Genomic DNA, 21,925 nt, shown 5'->3' on the forward strand with positions numbered 1-21,925 from the left:
CCGGCGCGCCGGGCAGAGGAGACACCTCCTCCACAGGGGATCGCATGGGGAGTCCGGCGCCACGCGGTTCCCAGACGATCAAACGCCCCCAAACAGGTTGCTGAAGCGAACATAAGGGGACGTCCAGGTCTGCGTCGATGTATCTGTTGCGAGCGAATACCACCGGGCTTCCCGCCCGCGTGGGCGGGAAGTTGGCCCGTATGCCTCCGCGGCGGCGAGACATACCCGGCGACGGAAGCGGTGCGGAATGCAAACACGGCCTAGCGCAACGGATCTGACAGACTATGGCGCCGATCTCAACCGAGGCCGCTCATGTCGCGTGCCGGATCGCGATGGAGTAGCGTCCCCGACATCACACGGAACTCAAGTTCCGCATCATTCCGAGGCAACGGCGCCCAACTCGACGAGTGCGGCTATTCATTTGAGCACAAAGGGGTTTGGTGTTGCTTCGTATCGTAAGACGGATCTGGATGCCACTGCTGATCGCGGTGGTGGTCGCCGTCGGCGGCTTCGCGGTCTTCCGGGTCCGTGGAATCTTTGGGTCCGAGTCTTCGGCCTCCGCCGCTGACAACAACGCAAGGGACGCCGTCCCCTACAACCCCAAGACCTTGATCTACGAGATATTCGGCCGGCCCGGCGCCATGGCCGATGTGAACTACTTCAACGAAGACGCGCAACCGACTCGCGTCGACGCCGTGCAGCTGCCTTGGTCGTTCAAGATCGTTTCGATCTTGCCGTCATTGAGCGGCAACATCGTCGCACAAGGTGATGGCGATCAGATCGGCTGCCGGATCATCGTCAACGGCGAGGTCAAAGTCGAGCGAGTTTCCAACGAGCACAACGCCTATATCTACTGCCTGGTGAAGTCCGCATGAGCGGCCACGCAGCGAAGCCTCCCCGGATCGCACGACTGATCCGGGTTCTGTCGGTCCCGATCATCCTCTTCTGGCTTGCCCTCGCGATCCTCCTGAACGTCCTCCCCCCCTCGCTCGACGAGGTCGGCATGGCGCATTCGGTCTCGATGTCCCCGAAGGATGCCCCGTCGATGATCGCCATGATGCACACAGGAAAGGTGTTCGGGGAGTTCAACTCCGACAGCTCCGTGATGATCGTGCTGGAGGGACAGCAGGAGCTGGCGGATTCGGCGCACCGCTTCTATGACGACATCATCAAGAAGCTGAAGGCCGATCCGACCCATGTCCAGCACATCTCGGATTACTGGGGCGATCCGCTCACCGCATCCGGCGCCCAGAGTGCCGACGGAAAGGCCGCCTATGTTCAGGTGAATCTGGCTGGCGATCAGGGCACCACCTTGGCGAATCAATCGGTGGATGCCGTCCGCAAGATCATTGCGGAGACACCGGGTCCCGACGGGGTCACCGCGTATGTCACCGGCGGGACCGCCGCAAGTGCGGACACCGGAACTGCGGGCAACAAGAGTATGCAGAAAACCACCCTGATAGCCGTCGGCGTCGTCGTCGTGATGCTGCTCTTCGTGTATCGCTCCGTGATCACCATGTTTCTGGCGCTGGTGATCGTCGGGGTGGAACTGATGGCGGGCCAGGGTGTCGTCGCGACATTGGGCAATTTCAATGTGATCGGGCTGTCGACGTATGCCGTCAGCATGGTCACGATGCTGGGCATCGCGGCGGGTACCGACTACGTGATATTCCTACTGGGCCGATATCACGAAGCGCGCCAGGCCGGTCAGGACCGGGAAGCGGCCTTCTACACCGCGTACTCCGGTGTCTCCCACGTGATCTTGGGATCAGGCTTGACGATCGTGGGGGCGACGCTCTGCCTGAGCCTGACGCGCCTACCGCTTTTCCGGTCGATGGGTGTGCCGTGCGCGCTCGTCATTCTCGTGATCGTGGCGGCGGCGCTCACCTTGGCGCCTGCGGTACTTGCGGTGGGTAGTCGCTTCGGGCTCCTCGAGCCCAAACGCAAGCACGACGAGCGCAGCTGGCGGCGTATCGGCGCGGCCGTAGTGCGCTGGCCCGGACCGATTCTCGTCGTGACAATGGGCATTGCGCTCGTCGGCCTGCTCACTCTGCCGGGATACACCCCGGGTTACGACGACCGTCAGTACATGCCCGACAACGTACCGTCGAAAGTTGGGTACGCCGCTGCGGAGCGGCACTTCTCGCCAGCCCGGATGAACCCCGAAATGCTGATGATCGAAACCGACCACGACATGCGCAATCCCGCGGACATGCTTGTCATCGACAGAATCGCCAAGACTGCATTCCATGCCCGAGGCGTGGGCCGAGTGCAAGCAATCACCCGACCGCTGGGCACTCCGATCGAACACAGCTCGATACCGTTCCAGATAGGCCTACAGGGAGCCGGCCAGATCCAGAACATGAAGTACATGAAGGACCGCATGGCGGACATGCTGACGATGGCCGACCAGATGGAAATCATGATCGGCACCATGGAACGCGTGTACGGCATGATGCGCGAACTCACCGGCATCATGCACGATATGACCGGCCAGATGAAGGTGATGCAAGGCAGGATGCACGACATGCGTGACCTGACAGCCACTTTCGATGATTTCTTCAGACCGATTCGCAACTACTTCTACTGGGAAAAGCACTGCTCAGACATCCCGATCTGCTGGGCGAGCCGGACGATGTTCGATGCTCTCGACGGTGTCGATGCGATGGTCGAAGACATGGACGGCATGATGGTGAACATGGACAAAGTCGATGTCCTGATGCCGCGCATGCTCGCCGAGTTTCCGCCCATGATCGCGATCATGAAGTCTATGCACGGCACGTTGCTGACCATGCACAGCACCATGTCCGGGATCATGAACCAGATGGATGAGAGCACCAAGAACTCCACCCTGATTGGTAAGTACTTCGACCAGGCCAAGAACGACGACTCGTTTTACCTGCCGCCCGAGGTATTCGACAACGCCGACTTCAAACGTGGATTGAAGATGTTCCTGTCCCCCGACGGGAAGGCCGTCAGGATGACCGTCTCCCATCAGGGGAACCCTGCCTCCGTGGAAGGAATAGCGACCGTAGGGAACATCAAAGAGGCAGTGGCGGATTCGATCAAGGGAACTCCCTTGGAGAACGCCAAGATCTACCTGGGAGGGACCGCCGCAGCCAACAAGGACCTACAAGAAGGCGCCAAGTACGACCTCCTTCTCGCGGGCATCGCCTCACTGTGCTTGATCTTCATCATCATGTTGCTCGTCACCGGCAGCGTGGTCGCCGCTCTTGTCATCGTCGGTACGGTCGCGGTGTCGCTCGGCGCGTCCATCGGTGTCTCGGTACTGATTTGGCAGGACCTGCTGGGTATGGATCTGCATTGGTTCGTGGTCCCGTTGTCGGTCATCATCCTGTTGGCCGTGGGCTCCGACTACAACCTGCTGCTCATCGCCCGGTTTAAGGAAGAACTGCCAGGCGGGCTCAAGACCGGATTCATACGCGCCATGGGTGGCAGCGGAAAGGTGGTGACCAACGCGGGCCTGGTGTTCGCATTCACCATGTGCGCCATGGTCGTCAGCGATCTGCGGATCGTCGGGCAGCTCGGGACGACGATCGGCTTGGGCCTGCTCTTCGACACTCTGATCGTGCGGTCGTTCATGATGCCGGCCATCGCCGCGCTGCTCGGCCGCTGGTTCTGGTGGCCGCTGAATCTCCGCGATCACATGGCGGTGAGATCTCGATGACCAAGAGCACAGCGATACAACGGCAACGAACACCCGGGCGGCTCAACAGATCCCTGGACGTGGCGATTCTTGAGGCGGCTTTCTCGGCGCTGGTCGAGCAGGGGTACGACGCGATGAACATGGACGAGGTGGCCACCAGCGCCGGTGTCGGCAAGGCAGCCATCTACCGGCGGTGGCCCTCGAAGGCAGCGCTGACCGCGGACGCACTCCTGCACGGTCGGCCCTCGCTCGCCCAGCACTCGGACGTGTCCGACACCGGGAGCTTGCGCGGTGATTTACATGCCCTCAGTGCGGCAAGGGATCTCGGGGACAACAGCCTGCTCACCGGCAACCTCCTCGCCGGGATTATCGCCGAAGCCGTGAACGACCCCACCCTGGCAACCGCGTTGAACGAGCTGTTGGTGTCGCAGACTCAGAAACGGATGGAACTCGTTTTCTTCCGCGCAATTGCACGAGGTGAGATCGCGCGGGACCGCGACTTGTCACTCGTCTACGACATCCCGTTGGGCCTCAGCCTGACCGCGGCCCTCAAGGGAACCGTCATCGACGAAACCTATATGCACAGGATGATCGACGAGGTGATACTCCCGTTGGTACAGGCGCCCGTCACCGTGTCACGGGACCGCGGCTGAGCTCCCCCGTTTCCCGTCTCCGAATCCTGCGCTCGCCTTGATACCCCCAGATGCTCCGGCTACATCCATACCACCGGACATCCGCGGCCCATGCGCACCGGACATCGAAGACGGCAGCCTGGTTCCGCGCGACACGTTCAACGTAGGCAATTGGCCTGGTGCGACCGCCGGACCGTACGGAGCCGGGTTGGGCGGGGGTAGCTCCGCCGACGCGGGTGCGGCAAGGCCGGCGGCAAGCACTATGCAAATCGTTGCCACACACGATGCTCGGATCATGGCGCAATTCCTCCGTTGAGCCCGCGCGGGTCCTCCAACAGCCCGCCGGTCATCCCCCCACCGATCCGAGCGCTATGCCCGCCATCAATTCCGGCCGAGATCTGCATACCCCCGCGCCGCGGCGGCGGCAACAGCCCGAAAACTGACTGCGATGGGGTGGCTGCATGATTGTTGGGAGCCGCGCCGGGTACTGGTACCGGCACTGCGGGCAACGGGTACAGCGGTTCAGCCGCTGCCACGGTCACCGAGGCTTGCCACGTAAGGACGACCAAGAGTATTGCGAGACAGACTAATCGCATGGTCTAGATCTTGATCGGGTCGCCGTAGATGGCGAATTCGGTGTGCCCGGTCTCGGTAGCCACACGCAGCGAGGCGAAGGACCGGACGGTAACGTCTCCTCCGCAGGCGTCCGCCTTCACATGGACGTTGTCCAGATCCAACGCTCCCGTATTGCCCTGCGACAGCACCATGTTGCCCAGCGGCAGGTTCACAATGACGCCGGGTTGCACCACGGTCTGCACAAATCCGCTGACTCCAGCACTGCCTCCAACTCCCACGGTTTGCAGGGGAAGCACGCCAACGTTGACTGACGGTGCGACACCGGCGGATCCACCGATCTGCAATCCCGACGACACATCGGACTGGCAGCCGAGCTGGTAGCCGATCAGGAAGAGACTGTCGGTGATGGGGTTGGTTCCGCCTGTCGCCGTTGCCGTGCCCGAGAGCGTAATGAAGGCCTCGCGTGAGTTCGAGGCTGCCGCCAGGTTCGGCACGGAGTTCACACGCTCGTGGTCCAGCCGGATCTCCAGATGCCATCCATCCCGGGTCGTCCTCGAATATTGCTGCGACGCCATATCTTTTGGCTCTGCGATGGCCATGGCCGCATCTGTGAGCCCACACGCAGCCATGAAGAAGCTCGTCGTGACGAGGCGGGCAATCACGAGATCCACCATTCCGTACGCAGGTGGGATGCCACTAGGAAAAGAGAGGGAGACGCCAGCGCATCGTGGCGCACGCTCACAAACAACAAAGGTCTATAGACAGAGGCAGAAGTCGCCACAAGAACCGGTCCAATCAACAGATACGGAGCCGCCCAGGCACCCCGATAACGGGCGCTGCACGGCTAGTGAGGGTTTGATACACGCAAGACGGCAGCAATTGCCGACTCAGCGGTCCCTCAGCGCCGATTGATCCCTAAATACAGAAGTCTTTGCCACCCAGCATTATCCGGGGCATGTGAAAGTAACGCGCTACGCCGGGACATCAACAAAACCAGTAATGCCGCACCACTAAGCGAGAAAACCGACACGGCGAGCGGCTGCCAGACCGGCTGCACAGCCAGCCCGTGGCGAACACGGGTGACGGCCATGCCGTGCTGTATCGGTTCCCAATGATGAACCTCGGCAGTGTCATACAACGACACCGGGGTAGCCGCATTTGCTAAGTACGAACTGTCGCCAGGCAATAAGCTAGCGCCCCCGACGAACAAGCACAGAACTGCCAGCACGACCGCGGAGCGCAGCCAGTACTTGGGCACCCCGCAACCTGACATGTCAACGATGGTACCAGGCAAATTTTTGCAGCCCAGGGCTCAAGACTCGTTGTTCTTGAAACATCCTCTATCACAGATGTTTCCGCTGCCAGAAGGTCAGCATTCAGCACCGAAAAGTTCCACCATTCGGAACTCCCCACACTTCAACCAGATTGAGGCGTCTGCATCAGCGGTATGGAGGCGTAAGCCGACGATTATGTTCTTCGGCTGCCATGTATGCCCAGACTATTCCGCCGAACCATGTGAAGAACCACAGTAAGTAGCCGAGACCCAAGGTGAGGAATCCGAGTATAAGAATAAGAAAGTTGGCGCCCAACATAATCAGACCACCGCTGACGGTCGAGTAGAGCATGCCGAGCGGCCCGAAAAGGAACGACAGAAGGATAGCGATACCAGGGTTCTTGGGCGGTATTGCCGGTCCGTACATCGCCACGTTGACCGTCGGAGGTGGGTACGGATAGCCGGGCGAACCAAACGGCGGTGGATACTGCTGGGGCGCGGTCGCATACTGCGGCGGCGGATAGGGAGTGCCCGAATACGGCACGGCCGGGTAGTAGGCGCCCGGGTAGGGCTGAAGGGGTGCCGGTTGGCTGGGCGGAACACCCGGATGTGGAATCTCGGGATACTGCGGCTGATCAGTCATGATGCCCCCTCGGCTCAGGTGCGCAGTCTATAGTCTCTCCCCTGCGTGAGACAGGAGAACTAGGATCTAGCCGCTTGCGCCACAAACCGGGCCATCGCCTTAGGGTTCGCTGCCGGATGGGTGTGCAGATACGAGGCGTGGATGCGTCCGTCTCCCGCCACGGCGCCCTCGTGGCGGACGCCGTCAGCGGCGCTCCAGGCCCAGGTCGGGCGTCTGGCGTCGTCCCGGTAGTCGACCGTGGTCCGATGAAACTCGTGTCCGCTCAACCGTTCTCCCTCATCGAAGAGCACGGAACCGGTGATCGCCACCGCATCTCGGTATCCGAGGGTCAGAGTGTCGGTGAACCGCGCACGCGCATCGATCAGCCCGCACATCGGCGCGCCATCCAAATCTGCGCACAGGTACGTGAGACCGGCGCATTCGGCGTGAATGGGCCCCTTCATGTCGCGGATCTGTTGGCGCAGAGTCCCATTGGACGAGAGTTCGGTGGCGAACTGCTCCGGGAATCCACCGGGTAACACCAAGGCTGCGGTCCCGGCGGGCAGATCGTCAGAACGCGGGTCGAATTCGACCACCGCCGCACCGGCTGCCGCCAACAACTCGCGATGCTCGGCGTACCCGAAGGTGAACGCGTGACCGGCGGCCAGCGCCACCACCGGTTCCCCGGCGACCGGAGTGCCAACCACCTCGGCCGGATCCCACGGCTTGCCCGTCACATCGCTACGCGCGGCGGCGACGAGCGCGGGTACATCCGCATGCACCGCAACCAGCTGAGTCATCGCCTCAATCGCATCGAGCGCCGACTGGCCGTGTTCCATCGCCGTCACGAGTCCCAAATGCCGTGACGGAATAGATAATTCCTCGGCCCGGGGTATCGCTCCGAACACGGGAAGTCCGGCGTGCTCCGCCGCAGCCGCGAGGATCTCTCGGTGCCGTACAGACCCGACGCGGTTGAAAATGACACCCGCGATCCGAATCCCTGCCTCGGCTGCGTGCACCACAAACCCGTGCAGCAGCGCGGCCATGCTGTGGCTGTAGCCCTTCGCATCGACCACCAGCACCACCGGGGCACCAAGCGAGGCGGCAATCTCGGCGGTAGAGCCCTTCGCATCACCGACCCGCCCGTCGAAGAGACCCATCACCCCTTCCACCACAGCGATATCCGCCCCCCGGCACCCGTGACCGAACAGCGGCCCGATGAGATCGCTACCCACCAGCACACTGTCGAGGTTGCGCCCCGGCCTCCCGGCCGCCAGCGTGTGATACCCGGGGTCGATGTAGTCCGGTCCCACCTTGAACGCCGCCACCCGATGCCCCGCACGCCGCAGCGCACCCATCAAACCCGTTGCCACCGTGGTCTTTCCGCTACCCGAAGCGGGCGCGGCGATCACGATCGCCGGTATACTCACCACTCGATGCCGCGTTGACCCTTGCGGCCCGCGTCCATCGGATGCTTAATCTTCGTCATCTCGGTGACCAGGTCGGCGGCATCCAGAAGCTGTTGTGGCGCATCGCGCCCAGTGATGACGACATGCTGCGTCCCGGGCCGGGAGCGAAGCACCTCGACTACTTCTTCTACGTCGACCCATCCCCATTTGAGCGGATAGGTGAATTCGTCGAGCACATAAAACCCGTGTTCTTCCGCGACCAATCTCCGTGCGATCTCGGCCCACCCGGCGGCAGCATCGGCCGCATGGTCGGTCTCGGTGCCCGTCTTGCGTGACCAGGACCACCCCGACCCCATCTTGTGCCATTGCACCGAGCCGCCGATTCCCTGCTCGTCATGCAGCTTGGCGAGCTCGCCGAAGACCGACTCCTCGCCCACCCGCCACTTGGCGCTCTTGACAAACTGAAACACCGCAACATCCGCACCGTGGTGCCAGGCTCGCAAGGCCATGCCAAAAGCCGCGGTGGACTTGCCTTTTCCGGCGCCCGTGTGCACCGCGAGGATCGGCGCATTGCGCCGCGCCTTGGTGGTGAGCCCGTCCTCCGGCACCATCGACGGTTGTCCCTGTGGCATCGAAACCTCCCCCGCTATCTCACGCAGCAGCGGTGGCGCCGCGCACCACACCGACGAGTCGGTCGGCGTTCAGGTGTGCTAGCTGGATGACCGGCGCATCGAGCTGCTGAGCCAGTGTGACCGCTAGATCCATTCTCACAAATGATGTCTCGCAGTCCACCACCACCGAGGCCACCCGTTCGGCGCGCAGCATCCCCGCCGCACGACGGGTCCGTCCCAGCGGATCGGGCCCGCCGGTCGCGCGGCCATCGGTGAGCACAACCACCAGCGATCGTCGATGCGGGTCGCGTCCACGCTCACGCGCCACCAGGTCGCGCGCGGCCAGAAGTCCTTGCGCCAGTGGCGTCTTGCCGCCGGTATCGAATTGCTGCAGCTTGCGCCCGGCGATATGCGTGGAGCTGGTAGGCGCCAACAACGTCGCAGCCTCCGCTCCGCGGAACGTGATGACCGCAACCTTGTCGCGGCGCTGGTACGCATCGCGCAGGAGCGACAGCGTTGCCCCGCTGACCGCCGACATCTTCTGACGAGCCGCCATCGACCCTGAGGCGTCAACCACAAAGATCACCAGATTGCCCTCGCGCCCTTCCCTGATCGCCCACTGCACGTCCGACAGCACCGGCCTGGGCAGCTTGCCGGGCTCGGTTACCCGGCCGGCCGCCGACATCAAGGTACCGAGCACGTGCACTCCGAAGCCCTCATCGGAGCTCGGTGCAATCACCTTGCCGGCCCGGTTGCGTGCTGCCGAGCGTCGTCCAGGCGCTCCCATACCAACACCCGGCACCCGGAACGTCTTGGCACGAAAGGTCGCCGACGGTGCGGGGCTGGGGCGCGATGACGCGGGCGCGGGAACCGAATTCTGCTGCGAGTCACCCGCTTTGCCGGAATCCGGGGATGGCTCTGGAGCACCCCCCGGACCGCCCGGACCCGGGCCATCCGGGTCGGGATCTGGGTCGTCCCTGCCGGAATCCTGATCCTGCGGAGGCGCGCTATCACGCATCGCCTGATCGAGCTGCTCGGGATCCAGACCCGGCTCATCGAACGGATCGCGGCGCCGCCGGTGCGGCAGCGCCAGCTCGGCGGCCACCCGGATGTCTGGCTCGCCGACTACCTCGGCGCCACGCCACGCGGCATGCGCCACTGCGGCACGCGCCACCACCAGGTCGGCACGCATCCCATCCACATCAAAGGCCGCGCACAGGGCGGCAATGCGCTGTAACTCCGCATCCGGCAAGGTGACCCGGGGTAACAGTCGCCGAGCATCGGAGATCCGGGCCGCCAGCTCAGACTCCTCCGACGCATACCGCGCCACGAATCCCGCAGAGTCAGCCTCGTAGGCCAGACGGCGGCGGATGACCTCGGCTCGCACCGCCACATCACGCGAGGCATGCACGTCGACCGCGAATCCGAAGCGGTCGAGCAACTGCGGACGCAGTTCCCCCTCCTCCGGGTTCATGGTGCCGATCAACACGAATCGCGCATCGTAGGAATGGGATACGCCGTCGCGTTCCACATGCACCCGACCCATCGCCGCTGCATCAAGGATCACATCGACCAGATGATCGTGCAGCAGGTTGACCTCGTCCACATAGAGCACGCCACCATCGGCACGCGCCAAAAGCCCTGGGGAAAAGGCATGTTCGCCGTCGCGCAGTACCTTCTGCAGGTCCAGCGATCCGACGACCCGATCCTCGGTGGCACCGATCGGCAGCTCCACCAAACGTGCGCCATCGACAGAACTCAGCACCGTCGTCAGCGCACGCACCGCGGTCGACTTGGCAGTGCCCTTCTCGCCGCGGATGAGCACCCCGCCGATGTCGGGCCGTACCGCCGAGAGCACCAGCGCCAGTCGTAATTGGTCGTGCCCGACGATCGCGCTCAGCGGGTAGCCGGGAACCGTTGTCGTGCTACTCATTTCCGGCCACCCAGGTCATGGGTACGTGCGGAATTCCGTCCTCGAGAAACTCATCACCGGCGACCACGAATCCCAGCTTGCCATACATGCCAGCCAGGTGGGCCTGCGCGTTCAACCGGCAACGTGCGCCCCCGATCTCCGCCAGCACGGCACGGACCAGTCGCGCCGCGTGCCCGCGGCCACGTTCCTCCACGGCCGTGCACACCCGGCCGATCCAGAAGCCCGAGACTCCGGGATCCGCAAGCAGTCTCAGGCCGCTGACGACATCGTTGTTTTCGTTCTTGATCCAGAAATGCCGAGTCTCGGGTTCCAGATCACGACCGTCGAGATCTTGGTAAGCACAGTTCTGCCCGACGATGAACGCGTCGGCACGCAGTCGCAACAGCCCATAGAGTGTCTCGGTATCCAGGTCCGCGGACCAACACCACCGGGATTGTGCCGGCACCGCCGGCGGCGTCACTGCCCCAAGCCGAGAACCTGTGTCCCCCAGTCCCATACCTCACCGAACAGCGTCGGCTCCTCGGAAAGATTGATGCCCAACGACGGAATCATTTCCTTGAGTTTGGGCATCCAGTTGGCGTAGCGGTCGGGGAAGCACCGCTGCATGACATCGAGCATGGCGGGCACCGCGGTAGACGCGCCCGGGGAGGCGCCGAGCAGACCGGCGATGCTGCCGTCGGCCGAATTGAGCACCATGGTGCCGAATTCCAGCGCACCGCCCTTGCCCTTTGCCGGACGGATGACCTGCACGCGCTGGCCTGCGGTGATGAGCTCCCAGTCGGCGCGCTGTGCCCTGGGCGCGAAGTCGCGCAACATGTCGATCCGGTCATCCGGGCCGAGACGCAACTGGCTGAGCAGGAAGTTCACCAGACCGAACTCCGTCAGACCCACACCGATCATCGACGCGAGGTTGTTGGGCTTCACCGTCGCCGGCAGATCGGTGATCTTGCCCATCTTGAGGAACTTGGGCGACCAACCGGCGAATGGCCCGAACAACAGCCATTCCTTCCCGTTGATCACCCGGGTGTCCAGGTGCGGCGCCGACATGGGAGGTGCACCAAGCGGCGGGAAGCCGTACACCTTGGCCTTGTGGCCGTCGGTGAGATCGGTGTTATTGGTCCGCAGGAAAGCGCCGCTGACAGGGAAACCGCCAAAGCCCTTGGCCTCCGGGATTCCGGCCTTCTGCAGCAGGCCGAGCGCGCCACCGCCGGCACCAACGAAGACGAACTTGGCCTTGAGCTTTCGCTTCTCACCTGTGCGTCCGTTGACAAGCTTGAGGATCCACCCGCCGTCGCTCTCGCGGCTGATGTTGCGCACCTCGGTGCCGAAAACGGCTGCGGTACCGGTGCGTATTCCATAGCCCACCAACTGCTTTGACAGCTCGCCGAAGTCTACGTCGGTGCCGTCCTGGCTCCAGTTCAATCCCACCGGGTCGGAGTAGTCGCGCCCGGCAGCCATCAACGGCAGACGACGCGCGAATTCATCGTCGTCGTTGATGAATTCCATCTTCGCGAACAGCGGGTTACCCACTAGGGCGTCGTGGCGCTTGCGCAGGAAGTCGACCTTGTCGGCGCCGCGCACGTAGCTCACGTGCGGGATCGGGTTCAGGAAGCCACGTACGTCGGGCAGCACACCGTTCTCCACGGCGTATGCCCAGAACTGGCGCGATACCTGAAACTGCTCGTTGACCGTGACGGCCTTGGTGATGTCGATCGAGCCGTCGGCCTTCTGCGGCGTGTAGTTGAGCTCGCACAGCGCCGAGTGGCCGGTGCCCGCGTTGTTCCACGGGTCGCTGCTTTCGCTGGCGGCCGCGTCGAGGCGCTCAATCAGGGTGATCGACAGGTCTGGCTCGACCAACCGCAACAGAGCGCTGAGTGTCGCGCTCATGATTCCTGACCCAATCAGGGCAACGTCTGTCTGCTCCACCTGCGCTTTTGACACCGGTTCACTGTCCTTTTCGAATCTGATTGGAGTAGCGATGCTTCGCCGCCACCCGGGAGTACACACAGGTTATCGCGCGAGTAATTCCATCATTCCGTCAACTAGGCTATGCCCGTGACATGGGAACCCGATGTCCTCGATGGCTACCTTCGAAAGACCATTGAACTGGGCGTTGACCCTGACGGCGAAGGTGTAATAGCCGCCACACTGGTGCGGCCGGAAATTCAGCCGGATACCGGGCGCGCGGTACTCATGGTGCACGGATACACCGACTACTTCTTCCACACCGCACTTGCCGAACATTTCCTGGCCTGCGGATACCGATTCTTCGCACTCGATTTACGCAAATGCGGTCGCTCGCGGCGCGTTCACCAAACCCCGCATTACATCAGCGATCTGGCGCTTTACGACGCCGAACTCAACGCCGCGGTAGGCGTCATCAATGGCGAGTCGGCTGGCGCATCACTGCTCGTATACGGGCACTCCGCCGGTGGCCTCATCGTCTCGCTGTGGCTCAACCGCCTGCGGATGGCCAACCGCCTGGAAGACATCTCCGGCCTGATCCTGAACAGCCCGTGGCTGGACCTCCAAGGCCGTCCCCTCCTGCGCAGCGGCAGCACCACGGCGGCAGTGAAGGCGATCTCGAGATTCCGTGCGAAACAAGCGATCCCACTGCCGCACGAGGGCGCGTACGGGGCGAGCCTGCACAAGGACTTCCACGGCGAGTTCGAGTACAACCTGGAGTGGAAGCCTGTCGGCGGCTTCCCGGTGCGGTTCGGATGGCTCAGTGCGATCCGGCGCGGACATGCCGAACTACACCGCGGCTTGGACGTCGGCGTGCCCAATCTGATCCTGCGCTCCGACCGAAGCCTCTCGGGCGACGTCGATCCCTCAGCGGCCCTGCACGGCGACGTCGTCTTGGACGTTGCGCAGATCGCACGATGGTCGGGATGTGTCGGCAATTATCAGCGGGTCGTCCCGGTTCCCGACGCCAAACATGATGTCTTCCTGTCCGCAGCGGACGCACGCGCACAGGCCTACCGGGAGCTGAATTCGTGGCTCAGCTGGTACGAAGAGCGGCCGACTACTTCAGAAAATCGCTGACCGCAGCGAGGAAGTCCTGCGGCTTCTCCACCATGGGGCTGTGGCCCGAGCCCGCAATGATGCGCGGTGGCAGCCCGGCCTCGGTGTAGCGCTGGACATTAGTGCCCGTTGGCGTAAGCACGTCCTGCGCACCCCACACCACCAGCACGGGCTTTCCCAGTCCAGCCAGTTGTTCTGCGACGGGCTTGGCGGCGTTGAGCTCGTCACCTGCCGTCGAATCGCATACCCCGGTGTGCGTCAGCTGTTTCAGAGAGCGGTGGGCCAATTCAGGCACCGGGTATCCAGGGGCGAATCCCGCCTGCAGCGCGCTATCGGTGATGGCGTCGACACCACGCAGTCGGTCGGCGGCAGGCCCGATCAGCGGCCAGCACGCCAGGCTGCCCAGCGCGGGCATCGCCTTGAGCCCGCTGGCGCCGTAAGTGTCGGAGACAACGATCCGATCGACCCGGCCTGGTTCGGCCTCGGCGACAGCCGTCGCGATATGCCCGCCCATCGAGTGGCCTACCAACAGGGCGTGGCGCACTCCGAGCGCATCAAGGGCGCGGCGCACCGCGGCGGCCTGGCCGGTGGCGCCATACTGCGCAGGATCTCGCGGAGCCTCCGAACCACCATGGCCCACCAGGTCGATAGCAATCACCCGATGGGTGCGGGCAAGCTCAGGCGCCACTTTCTCCCACCATTCGATGGAAGCCGAATAGCCGTGCAGTAGCACCACGGCACGATCCCCCGGCGGACCATACTCACGCACATTGAGGTCGGGCCCATCGAGTTGGAGTACGTGGCCACCGAAGAAGGGAGCGGCCGACCGCTGCTCCCGATCAACGAAGTATGCGTTCGCCGCCAACGTGACAACCACCACGACGAGCAGCATCAAGATCCGACGTAGCAACCTCATGGCGCGGACCCTTCTGAGTCAACTAGCCGGGAGCCAGCGGTTTACCAAGAGCTGCTGCGCAGCACTACCTCGGCCGCCAACTCCGGGGTGAGGTCCCGAGTTGCCGACCGGCGCCCCATCAGCTCAACGATCCGGTAATCGCCGTACACGAAGCGCTGACTGGCGCGGGCGATCGCCCGGGTGGTATCCGAGGTCACCAACACCGTCGTATTGATTTCCACCGGTGGGCAGTGCTTGTCGCGGATCACACCCGCTCGATCGGCAACCCGCGGATGTCCGCGATCGATCGCCACCAGGCCGATGAACCGGTCGAGCTTGGTTGCCGCCAGATCCCAGGCCAGCTCGCCGCCGGCGCGGTCTCCCACCAACAACGCCACCTTGACGCCGATATCGTCGAGCACTCCGGTGATGGCCTTGGCATGCAGGTGCGGATCGTGACCGATCACCGCGGTGCGCAGCCCGGCGGTATGCAGCCGCTCGCAGACCGAGCGATAGCTGAGCGCAAAATGTCCCGCCGCGGCGAGCATGACGACGGTGGTTCCCTTATCCGGCCCCGACACATTGACCTGCACCGTTCGGCCGTCGATGGTGACGACCTGATGCAGTTCGCCGTCACGCGCGGACGGGGGACCCGGGTGTGGGCGACGAAGCTCAGGCGGCGGACTCACGGGTGAGCCGCTTGCGCGAGGACCAAGGGCATGGGCGCACGGTACCTGAGTAAGCGCCTTCCGGTTGGGCTTTTAACCAGCCCTTTCAGGAAACGTTAACCCGGCCCGTCAGGTGCGTTCGATCTTGTCGACCTGCTTCTCCACGATGTCCAGGAAGGTCTTGGGCATCGTCGCGGTGGCCGTGACCGATGGGTCACGCAACTCAAAGGATGTCGCCACCATTGCCACCCCCTGGACGTTCGCAAAGGCCATATAACGAATGTTCGTGCCCTTGGGCATGATCATCGTTTGCTTGTAGATGAGGGCGCCGACGGGGCCGCCTTGCACCAGTTCGGTAGTCATCGACGTTCCCGGCGAGTTCTTGTCGAAAAACACCTCGTACTTGGCGCACCGAGTCGCCACGCTCTTGACGTTGGCCAGGTCGATGGTGTCGCGCAACAGGCTGACAATGATGTTCGCCCCGTTGAACCGTGCGATGTACCGCGCCGTGTTCTCGGGTCCGGGCTGGCCTGCATTGGCCAACCGGGGAGACAAACCGTCGGCGCAGCCCTGCGGATTCGAGGGCATCGCACCGACCACCTGCTGGTTGTTGACGATCACCCGACCCGGATCGGCGATAACCCTGTCGTACTGGGTGCCCTTGGGCAGCTCGTCGGCCGTGAGCAGCGATTTCGCGATGCGCTCCCCCGGCCACGTGGCTTGCCCCGCTATCGAGGGAGAGCAGCCGACGAGCGTCAACGCGGATGCTGCGATAGCTGTGATGTTTCGGAGGACCCGGTGCACCCGCACAGATTATTCGACCGCTGCCGCAATTACCGACTGTGCGCAATTACAGGATGTGACGGCGTGGACCCGCGCCAGAGTGTCTCCAGGGCGTCGACGTCAACATGCGTCTCGACGAGGTCGGCCAATCGGTCCATCTGCGCGACGCGGCAGCCGCCCACGTTGGTATCCGGAGCCACGACGAATCCTGGGCGCCCGGCCGCAGTTGCCGCTTCGGTGAGCCAGGTGCGCCGGAAATCGTCGTTGTCGAGCACTCCGTGCCAATGGGTCCCGCGAACGGCGCCGTCGGAACCGCCCTCGTGGTGATCGGTCAGCCAGGGCGCGACCGCCGAGCGGGTGACGGTGCCGTGGTGGATCTCGTAACCGGTCAGGCCCGGAGGCTGCCAGCGGCGCAGGGTCTTCTCCGGCTCGAAGACGATGTCGATATCCAGCAGGCCCAGTCCGTCGACGGTTCCGGACCCAGATTCCACGCGGTCGTCGATCGTCATGGCGAGCATCTGGAATCCACCACAGATACCCAGCACCGGCCCGCCCGTGCGGGCATGTGCGACCACCGCGTCCGCGATCCCGCTGCGCCGCATCCAGGCAAGGTCGGCAACGGTGGCCTTGGTTCCGGGGATGACGACCACATCCGCATCGGCGATATCAGAGGGGTGTGCCGCCCATCGCACGATCACTCCAGGCTCGCAGGCGATGGCCTCAATATCGGTGGAATTGGAGATCCGGGGCAACCGCACCGCGGCAACTCGCAGCCACTCCTGCCCGATGGGAGCGGCCGCGCGACCCACCTGACCCGATGCCACCACGGACACCGAATCCTCTGCGTCAAGCCATAATTGGTCGTCATAGGGCAGCACGCCGTAGGTGGGCCGGCCGGTCAGTGCGGCAAGCTGGTCCAGCCCGGGCTCCAGCAGCGCGCGATCACCGCGGAACTTGTTGACGATGAAGCCGGCGATACGCCGCTGATCCGCGGGCTCCAGCACGGCCACCGAACCGAAAAGATGCGCCAGCACACCACCCCGGTCGATATCGCCGACCAACACCACTGGGAGATCCGCAGCCTGCGCCAGACCCATGTTGGCGATATCGGTTGAGCGCAGATTTATCTCGGCGACGGATCCGGCGCCTTCACAGATCACCACGTCGAATTCCTCGCGCAGCGAGCGCAATTCCTCGGCGACCACCTGCCGCAGTTCCTCACGATGCTCGATGTAGGAACGGGCACTGACGTTTCCCGTCGCCTTTCCCCGCAGCACCAGTTGCGAGGTGCGATCGCTGCCGGGCTTGAGCAGCACCGGATTGAACCGCACCGATGGTTCCAGTCCGCAGGCACGAGCCTGAAGCGCCTGTGCCCGCCCGATCTCTCCCCCATCGATCGTCACCACGGAGTTGTTAGACATGTTCTGCGCCTTAAACGGCGCGACCCGAATCCCCTTGCGTGCCAACAGCCGACACAGACCCGTCACCACCAGGCTCTTACCCGCGTCGGAGCTGACACCCCCCACCAGCAGCGCGCCGGATACGGCGCCGGTCATGGCAGGGTGAGGATCTCTACTCCGTCGTCGGTGACCACCATGGTGTGCTCGAACTGCGCGGTCCACTTCTTGTCGACGGTCGCCACGGTCCAGGTGTCATCCCAGATTTCGTACTCCAGCGATCCCAGGTTGATCATCGGTTCGATGGTGAATGTCATACCCGGCTCGATGACGATGTCCAGGTTGGGGTCGTCGTAGTGCGGCACGATGAGCCCGTTATGGAACGTCGGACCCACACCATGGCCGGTGAAGGCGCGAACCACGCTGTAGCCGAAGCGCTTTGCATAAGCTTCGATCACCCGGCCGATGACGGACAGGGCTCTACCCGGTTTCACGGCGTTGATGGCCCGCATGGTGGCCTCGTGTGTCCGCTCGACCAGCAACCGGTGCTCCTCGGACACATTCCCGGCCAAGAAGGTGGAGTTGGTGTCGCCGTGCACACCGTCGATATAGGCGGTGACGTCAATGTTGACGATGTCCCCGTCCTGGATCACGGTGGAGTCCGGTATCCCGTGGCAGATGATCTCATTGAGCGAAGTGCAGCATGACTTGGGAAATGCCTTGTACCCCAGTGTCGACGGGTAGGCGCCTTGCGAAACCATGTAGTCGTGGGCGATGCGGTCCAGTTCGTCGGTGGTGACACCGGGGGCCACCGCCTTGCCAGCGAGCGCCAGCGCCTGCGCCGCGATCCTCCCGGCGACGCGCATCTTCTCGATCACCTCGGGCGTCTGGACGTACGGCTCCCCGATGGCCTCGGCGACCTTGGCCTTGCCCACGTACTCGGGCCGGTCGATCGATAGAGGAACCCTGCGCTCGGGCGAGAGCTCACCCGGGCGCAGCGCAGCACGTGTCGATGAGCCGCTAGCGCGAAGAGAATCAGGCGCAGTCATGAAGGCAGCGTAGCCGGAACGCCGAATCGACTAGGCGTTGATGACGATGGGGTCGCCGATGCTCACCGTGTTGTAGTACCAGGATGCGTTATCCGGGCTCAGGTTGATGCAGCCGTGGCTGACATTCGAATTGCCCTGTGATCCCGTCGACCATGGGGCGCTGTGCACGTAGACGCCGCCCCAGGTGACCCGCACCGCGTAGTAAACGGTCAGCTTGTAGCCCTCAGGATCGTTGAGCGGGATGCCGATGGTCCGCGAATCCATGACCACGGGGCTCTGCTTCTCCAGCGCCGTGAATGAACCAACTGGCGTGGGGTGCTTGGGCTTCCCCATCGACGCGGGCATCTCACGCATGACCGTGCCGTCGATCTTGACCGTGAAGGTGTGGGCGCTGATGCTGCCGATGCCCAGTACCTCTGAACCCGTCTGGAATTTGTACTTCATTCCACTGACCGACACAGTGACCGACGAATGCGAAGGCCAATACTCACGTGGCGTGAAACGGACCGTCGAATCGTCGATCCAGCTGAAGATTCCCGTCGGCACCTTTGATGCGGAGAAGTCGATGGACCGCTCGGCGGCCGGCCGATCCGCGACAGGAGCCGCGAAACGAATCGTCACGGGCATGGCCACACCGACCGTCTGCCCCGGCGTGGGTGACACGGAGGCCACCCCGCTGGGAGACGCGGCCGATGCGTGGCCAAGGGTCGCTGGTGCGGTGATCGCCATGTTCATGAGGAGCCCGGCGAGCCCGGTCACCACAAGCACACTCCGAAATGCTCTGCGCAAGCTCTCGATCCTCCCTGGATGCTGTTTTACTACATGCTAGTTCGTCAACTCCGGGCAGAACGTTAGCGACTGGGCGCACAATCAAATTCATGGGCCTGACCTCAACCGTCAGATTGGAAGCCATCGTGATCGACTGCCAGAACGCCACCATGCTCGGCCGGTGGTGGGCCGAGGCCCTCGAATGGCAGTGTTCCGAAGACCAAGACGGCGACATCGAGGTGTTTCAGCCCGACAGACATCCGCCTTCGTTGTTTTTCCTGGCCAACCGTGACCAGAAGGTGGCCAAGAACCGATTGCACCTGGACTTTCGCGGTGCCGACCAGCAGGCCGCGGTGGATCGGTTTCTGGCGCGTGGCGCTAGCAGAATCGATATCGGGCAAGGCGACGCGAGCTGGATTGTGCTCGCCGACCCCGAGGGGAACGAGTTCTGCGTGCTTGAGTCGCAAGCCAGGTAAGAAGCTATTCACCGAAGCTCCTCCTGTGCGTACCCGATGTTGTAAATGCGCCCTGCCGGGTTGTACACCGGGGCCGGCGGGTCGACATGGCGCACCAATTCGTCGAACACTTCGCGGCCGGGCATCTCGAAATCGAAGGGTTCCATCGGAAGGTCGTCATCGACTTTGAGGATCCGTCGAAGGGTGTCGGCCTCGAGACCTCGGATCAGATACTCGGCCACCAATTGCTCGGTGGTTCGGTCAAATTCCTCGATATACCACACGGCTTCGCCGACTAGGCCAGGTAATCCGACGGCAGCGACTGGAACATGACCTTGGTGGCGCGTACCGCAGCCTCTGATCCGCCACCGCCGACGATTAGCGTCGCGAACGCCATGTCTCCCCTATATCCGGCGAACCAGGCATGCGATCCGCCAGGGAATTCCGCCTCACCGGTCTTCCCGTGCACGTCGCCCTCGCTCTTGATGTCCTTCGCACTGCCACTGAGCACCGTCTCGCGCATCATCCCGCGCAGGCCGTCGATCATTTTCGAGGTCACCGGCGGTCGCTCTCCGGTGATCTCGGTGGTCTGTCCCGAAATTAGCTGCGGGACAGGTGTTTTTCCGTTCGCAACGGTGGCCGCGGCCAGTGCCATACCGAACGGCGTGACCAGCACCTTGCCCTGCCCGAATCCGTCCTCGGTGCGTTCGGTCAGGTTGACGGTGGGGGGCACGTCACCGGAGATGGTGGGGATGCCGGCGACGTTGTAGTCGGGTCCGATGCCGAATTGCGAAGCGGCGATGGTCAGTCCGTCCAGTGGCATCTCGCTGGCGAGCTTGGCGAAGGTGGTGTTGCACGAGTCGGCGAACGCACGCCACATGGGCACGGTGCCGAGGTCGAACTCGTTGTAGTTGGGAATGCTCCGGTCGCCGATGGTGATTCGCTTGGGGCAACCCAGCATGGTGTCCGGGGTGGCCATCCCCCGCTCGAGCGCGGCACCCGCGGTAATGATCTTGAACGTCGACCCCGGGGGGAACAACCCGGTGGTGGCGAGCGGCCCGTCCGCGTTGGCGGCGGCGTTCTGCGCGATCGCCAGGATCTCGCCCGTCGACGGCTTGATGACCACCATCATGGCCTTCTGGCCGCGCATGTTGACGGCGTTCTGTGCGGCGTTTTGCACGGCACGGTCCAGGCTGATCGTCTTGGACGGTGCGGGGGTGGGCTTCACCTCGTTGAGAACGGCGGTGTCGACGCCGTTCTGGTTGACGCTGACGACGCGCCAGCCGGCCTCGCCATCCAGTTCGTCGAGCACGGCCTTCTTGACCTGCGCGACGATATCGGGAGCGAAGCTGTCCTCGGTGGGCAGCAGATCCGCCATCGGCGTCATCACCACACCGGGCCGCAATGCTCCTGGGCGGGTCTCCAACGCGATGGACACCTTGTCCCAGTCGTCCTTACGCAGGGTGATCAGGTTCATCGGCGTGGTCTGCGCGCTCGCCTGCTCGGCCAGGGATGCGGCATTCATCTGATCGTCATAGGGCCGAATGGCGTCGGCCAGCGCCGTGGCGGTGCTCATCAGCGACTTACCGGCCTGCGACGCGTCGAACGAGATCCGGTACAGGTTGGCCGGCGCAAGCACCGTCGTACCGCCGGCCTCGTTGACCGTGGCCCGTTTCGCCGGATCGGTGCGCAACGAGAGTGCTTGACGCTCACCAAGTTTAGGATGCAGATCACTCGGCGCCCAGCGCACCTGCCAGCTACCTGCCGTACGCAGCATCTCCAGGCGTCCGTTGTACGCCCAGGCGCGCTTCCTGGGCAGTTGCCAGGTATACGTCGCATCGGCGCTGCCCGTGTCCTGGGTGTATTGCGAACCGTTGACCGCGGCCTTGAAAGACGTCGCCTGCAGGCCCGAAAATGCTTGGTCCAGACCCACTTTCGCGTCAGCCGGGTCGTCCGTCAGCTGTGCCGCCGAGGCGGTGTCGCCGCGGGCCAATGCCTCGAAAAACTTCTCGGCCACCGGGCCTGGCCCGTCCGGGCGCGGGGTGCACGCGACCGCTCCGGCCACCAGCAGAGCGGTGCCGAACAACGGCAGGGACCACACACGTCTGAGCATCGGGTCGATGCTAAGACCGCGGGCCTCCAAAACCCCGGAGGCACACGGGG

The 21,925-nt window shown here is 63.6% G+C and carries 23 protein-coding genes; 5 read left to right on the forward strand and 18 right to left on the reverse strand.

Annotation, left to right across the window (positions count from 1 at the left end; genetic code table 11):
- Window positions 1-470: 470 nt before the first annotated feature.
- From FZI91_RS00150 to FZI91_RS00160, 3 genes are read left to right on the forward strand one after another with little or no spacing between them, the layout of a single operon-like run.
- Complete coding sequence (locus tag FZI91_RS00150; RefSeq protein ID WP_239001971.1) at window positions 471-875, forward strand: MmpS family transport accessory protein; 405 nt, start codon at window positions 471-473, stop codon at window positions 873-875.
- Window positions 872-3,688 carry an RND family transporter gene (locus FZI91_RS00155; RefSeq protein ID WP_155936751.1) on the forward strand — a complete coding sequence of 939 codons (2,817 nt, stop codon included), beginning with the start codon at window positions 872-874 and terminating at the stop codon, window positions 3,686-3,688. The genes FZI91_RS00150 and FZI91_RS00155 overlap by 4 nt, the downstream gene beginning before the upstream one ends.
- Window positions 3,685-4,320 carry a TetR/AcrR family transcriptional regulator gene (locus tag FZI91_RS00160; protein WP_155936752.1) on the forward strand — a complete coding sequence of 212 codons (636 nt, stop codon included), beginning with the start codon at window positions 3,685-3,687 and terminating at the stop codon, window positions 4,318-4,320. Before FZI91_RS00155 ends, FZI91_RS00160 begins: the two co-directional genes overlap by 4 nt.
- Here the strand turns inward: FZI91_RS00160 and FZI91_RS00165 are convergent.
- From FZI91_RS00165 to mqo, 10 genes are all read right to left on the reverse strand, one after another.
- Window positions 4,303-4,596 carry a hypothetical protein gene (locus FZI91_RS00165; protein ID WP_155936753.1) on the reverse strand — a complete coding sequence of 98 codons (294 nt, stop codon included), beginning with the start codon at window positions 4,594-4,596 and terminating at the stop codon, window positions 4,303-4,305. The genes FZI91_RS00160 and FZI91_RS00165 overlap by 18 nt on opposite strands.
- Window positions 4,593-4,895, reverse strand: coding sequence for a hypothetical protein (locus FZI91_RS23865; RefSeq protein WP_166548218.1), 303 nt, complete (start codon window positions 4,893-4,895; stop codon window positions 4,593-4,595). Before FZI91_RS23865 ends, FZI91_RS00165 begins: the two co-directional genes overlap by 4 nt.
- 3 nt (window positions 4,896-4,898) lie before the next feature.
- Window positions 4,899-5,537: an MspA family porin gene (locus FZI91_RS00170; protein ID WP_162526737.1), complete on the reverse strand. Its 639-nt coding sequence runs from the start codon at window positions 5,535-5,537 to the stop codon at window positions 4,899-4,901.
- Between the two features lie 236 nt (window positions 5,538-5,773).
- Window positions 5,774-6,061: a hypothetical protein gene (locus FZI91_RS24160; RefSeq protein ID WP_166548230.1), complete on the reverse strand. Its 288-nt coding sequence runs from the start codon at window positions 6,059-6,061 to the stop codon at window positions 5,774-5,776.
- 253 nt (window positions 6,062-6,314) lie between these two features.
- Window positions 6,315-6,791, reverse strand: a complete 477-nt coding sequence (locus tag FZI91_RS23790; protein WP_203448891.1) for a hypothetical protein — start codon at window positions 6,789-6,791, stop codon at window positions 6,315-6,317.
- Between the two features lie 59 nt (window positions 6,792-6,850).
- Window positions 6,851-8,185, reverse strand: a complete 1,335-nt coding sequence (locus FZI91_RS00180) for a cobyrinate a,c-diamide synthase (RefSeq protein WP_162526751.1) — start codon at window positions 8,183-8,185, stop codon at window positions 6,851-6,853.
- An 11-nt stretch (window positions 8,186-8,196) separates the two neighbouring features.
- On the reverse strand, window positions 8,197-8,811 hold the full coding sequence (gene cobO / locus FZI91_RS00185) for a cob(I)yrinic acid a,c-diamide adenosyltransferase (RefSeq protein ID WP_155936755.1): 615 nt from the start codon (window positions 8,809-8,811) through the stop codon (window positions 8,197-8,199).
- Window positions 8,812-8,830: 19 nt separating this feature from the next.
- Entirely contained in the window at window positions 8,831-10,723 is a 1,893-nt protein-coding gene (locus tag FZI91_RS00190; RefSeq protein ID WP_155936756.1) for a VWA domain-containing protein, read from the reverse strand.
- The gene (locus tag FZI91_RS00195) at window positions 10,716-11,168 is read right to left on the reverse strand and encodes a GNAT family N-acetyltransferase (protein WP_375234399.1); all 453 of its coding nucleotides are present in this window, start codon (window positions 11,166-11,168) and stop codon (window positions 10,716-10,718) included. Before FZI91_RS00195 ends, FZI91_RS00190 begins: the two co-directional genes overlap by 8 nt.
- Window positions 11,169-11,179: 11 nt before the next feature.
- Window positions 11,180-12,664: a malate dehydrogenase (quinone) gene (gene mqo, locus FZI91_RS00200; protein ID WP_162526738.1), complete on the reverse strand. Its 1,485-nt coding sequence runs from the start codon at window positions 12,662-12,664 to the stop codon at window positions 11,180-11,182.
- A 108-nt stretch (window positions 12,665-12,772) separates the two neighbouring features.
- Here mqo and FZI91_RS00205 point away from each other — a divergent pair, with 108 nt between their 5' ends.
- Window positions 12,773-13,768 (forward strand): alpha/beta hydrolase, encoded by a 996-nt coding sequence (locus tag FZI91_RS00205; RefSeq protein ID WP_155936758.1) that lies wholly within the window; start codon window positions 12,773-12,775, stop codon window positions 13,766-13,768.
- On the opposite strand, the gene FZI91_RS00210 is transcribed toward FZI91_RS00205, so the two are convergent.
- From FZI91_RS00210 to FZI91_RS00235, 6 genes are all read right to left on the reverse strand, one after another.
- Entirely contained in the window at window positions 13,749-14,663 is a 915-nt protein-coding gene (locus FZI91_RS00210) for an alpha/beta fold hydrolase (RefSeq protein ID WP_155936759.1), read from the reverse strand. The two genes, FZI91_RS00205 and FZI91_RS00210, sit on opposite strands and share 20 nt — an antisense overlap.
- Window positions 14,664-14,704: 41 nt before the next feature.
- Window positions 14,705-15,331 (reverse strand): alpha/beta fold hydrolase, encoded by a 627-nt coding sequence (locus FZI91_RS00215; protein ID WP_162526739.1) that lies wholly within the window; start codon window positions 15,329-15,331, stop codon window positions 14,705-14,707.
- A 108-nt stretch (window positions 15,332-15,439) separates the two neighbouring features.
- The gene (locus tag FZI91_RS00220) at window positions 15,440-16,042 is read right to left on the reverse strand and encodes a hypothetical protein (protein WP_162526752.1); all 603 of its coding nucleotides are present in this window, start codon (window positions 16,040-16,042) and stop codon (window positions 15,440-15,442) included.
- A 101-nt stretch (window positions 16,043-16,143) separates the two neighbouring features.
- Complete coding sequence (locus FZI91_RS00225; protein ID WP_155936760.1) at window positions 16,144-17,649, reverse strand: cobyric acid synthase; 1,506 nt, start codon at window positions 17,647-17,649, stop codon at window positions 16,144-16,146.
- Window positions 17,646-18,539 (reverse strand): type I methionyl aminopeptidase, encoded by an 894-nt coding sequence (map, locus tag FZI91_RS00230; RefSeq protein ID WP_162526740.1) that lies wholly within the window; start codon window positions 18,537-18,539, stop codon window positions 17,646-17,648. Before map ends, FZI91_RS00225 begins: the two co-directional genes overlap by 4 nt.
- Before the next feature lie 30 nt (window positions 18,540-18,569).
- Window positions 18,570-19,301, reverse strand: a complete 732-nt coding sequence (locus tag FZI91_RS00235; protein ID WP_162526753.1) for a L,D-transpeptidase family protein — start codon at window positions 19,299-19,301, stop codon at window positions 18,570-18,572.
- A gap of 116 nt (window positions 19,302-19,417) precedes the next feature.
- On the opposite strand from FZI91_RS00235, the gene FZI91_RS00240 reads away from it, so the two are divergent.
- Window positions 19,418-19,783, forward strand: coding sequence for a VOC family protein (locus FZI91_RS00240; RefSeq protein WP_155936761.1), 366 nt, complete (start codon window positions 19,418-19,420; stop codon window positions 19,781-19,783).
- 8 nt (window positions 19,784-19,791) lie between these two features.
- Here FZI91_RS00240 and FZI91_RS00245 read toward each other — a convergent pair whose 3' ends face one another.
- Window positions 19,792-20,046: a hypothetical protein gene (locus FZI91_RS00245; RefSeq protein ID WP_155936762.1), complete on the reverse strand. Its 255-nt coding sequence runs from the start codon at window positions 20,044-20,046 to the stop codon at window positions 19,792-19,794.
- 11 nt (window positions 20,047-20,057) lie between these two features.
- Complete coding sequence (locus FZI91_RS00250) at window positions 20,058-21,875, reverse strand: penicillin-binding transpeptidase domain-containing protein (RefSeq protein ID WP_155936763.1); 1,818 nt, start codon at window positions 21,873-21,875, stop codon at window positions 20,058-20,060.
- Between the last annotated feature and the right edge of the window lie 50 nt (window positions 21,876-21,925).

It is taken from the genome of Mycobacteroides sp. CBMA 271 (genome assembly GCF_009729205.1).
GTDB lineage: Bacteria > Actinomycetota > Actinomycetes > Mycobacteriales > Mycobacteriaceae > Mycobacterium.

Excerpts from the sequence above, each read along its gene's own strand:
- FZI91_RS00205 (WP_155936758.1), top strand. The coding sequence starts at position 12,773 with ATGCCCGTGACATGGGAACCCGATGTCCTCGATGGCTACCTTCGAAAG.
- FZI91_RS00160 (WP_155936752.1), top strand. The coding sequence starts at position 3,685 with ATGACCAAGAGCACAGCGATACAACGGCAACGAACACCCGGGCGGCTC.
- FZI91_RS00150 (WP_239001971.1), top strand. The coding sequence starts at position 471 with ATGCCACTGCTGATCGCGGTGGTGGTCGCCGTCGGCGGCTTCGCGGTC.
- FZI91_RS00240 (WP_155936761.1), top strand. The coding sequence starts at position 19,418 with ATGGGCCTGACCTCAACCGTCAGATTGGAAGCCATCGTGATCGACTGC.
- FZI91_RS00225 (WP_155936760.1), bottom strand. The coding sequence starts at position 17,649 with ATGACCGGCGCCGTATCCGGCGCGCTGCTGGTGGGGGGTGTCAGCTCC.
- FZI91_RS23865 (WP_166548218.1), bottom strand. The coding sequence starts at position 4,895 with ATGCGATTAGTCTGTCTCGCAATACTCTTGGTCGTCCTTACGTGGCAA.
- FZI91_RS23790 (WP_203448891.1), bottom strand. The coding sequence starts at position 6,791 with ATGACTGATCAGCCGCAGTATCCCGAGATTCCACATCCGGGTGTTCCG.
- cobO (WP_155936755.1), bottom strand. The coding sequence starts at position 8,811 with ATGCCACAGGGACAACCGTCGATGGTGCCGGAGGACGGGCTCACCACC.
- FZI91_RS00210 (WP_155936759.1), bottom strand. The coding sequence starts at position 14,663 with ATGAGGTTGCTACGTCGGATCTTGATGCTGCTCGTCGTGGTGGTTGTC.
- FZI91_RS00190 (WP_155936756.1), bottom strand. The coding sequence starts at position 10,723 with ATGAGTAGCACGACAACGGTTCCCGGCTACCCGCTGAGCGCGATCGTC.
- FZI91_RS00155 (WP_155936751.1), top strand. The coding sequence starts at position 872 with ATGAGCGGCCACGCAGCGAAGCCTCCCCGGATCGCACGACTGATCCGG.
- FZI91_RS00165 (WP_155936753.1), bottom strand. The coding sequence starts at position 4,596 with ATGATCCGAGCATCGTGTGTGGCAACGATTTGCATAGTGCTTGCCGCC.
- map (WP_162526740.1), bottom strand. The coding sequence starts at position 18,539 with ATGACTGCGCCTGATTCTCTTCGCGCTAGCGGCTCATCGACACGTGCT.
- FZI91_RS00250 (WP_155936763.1), bottom strand. The coding sequence starts at position 21,875 with ATGCTCAGACGTGTGTGGTCCCTGCCGTTGTTCGGCACCGCTCTGCTG.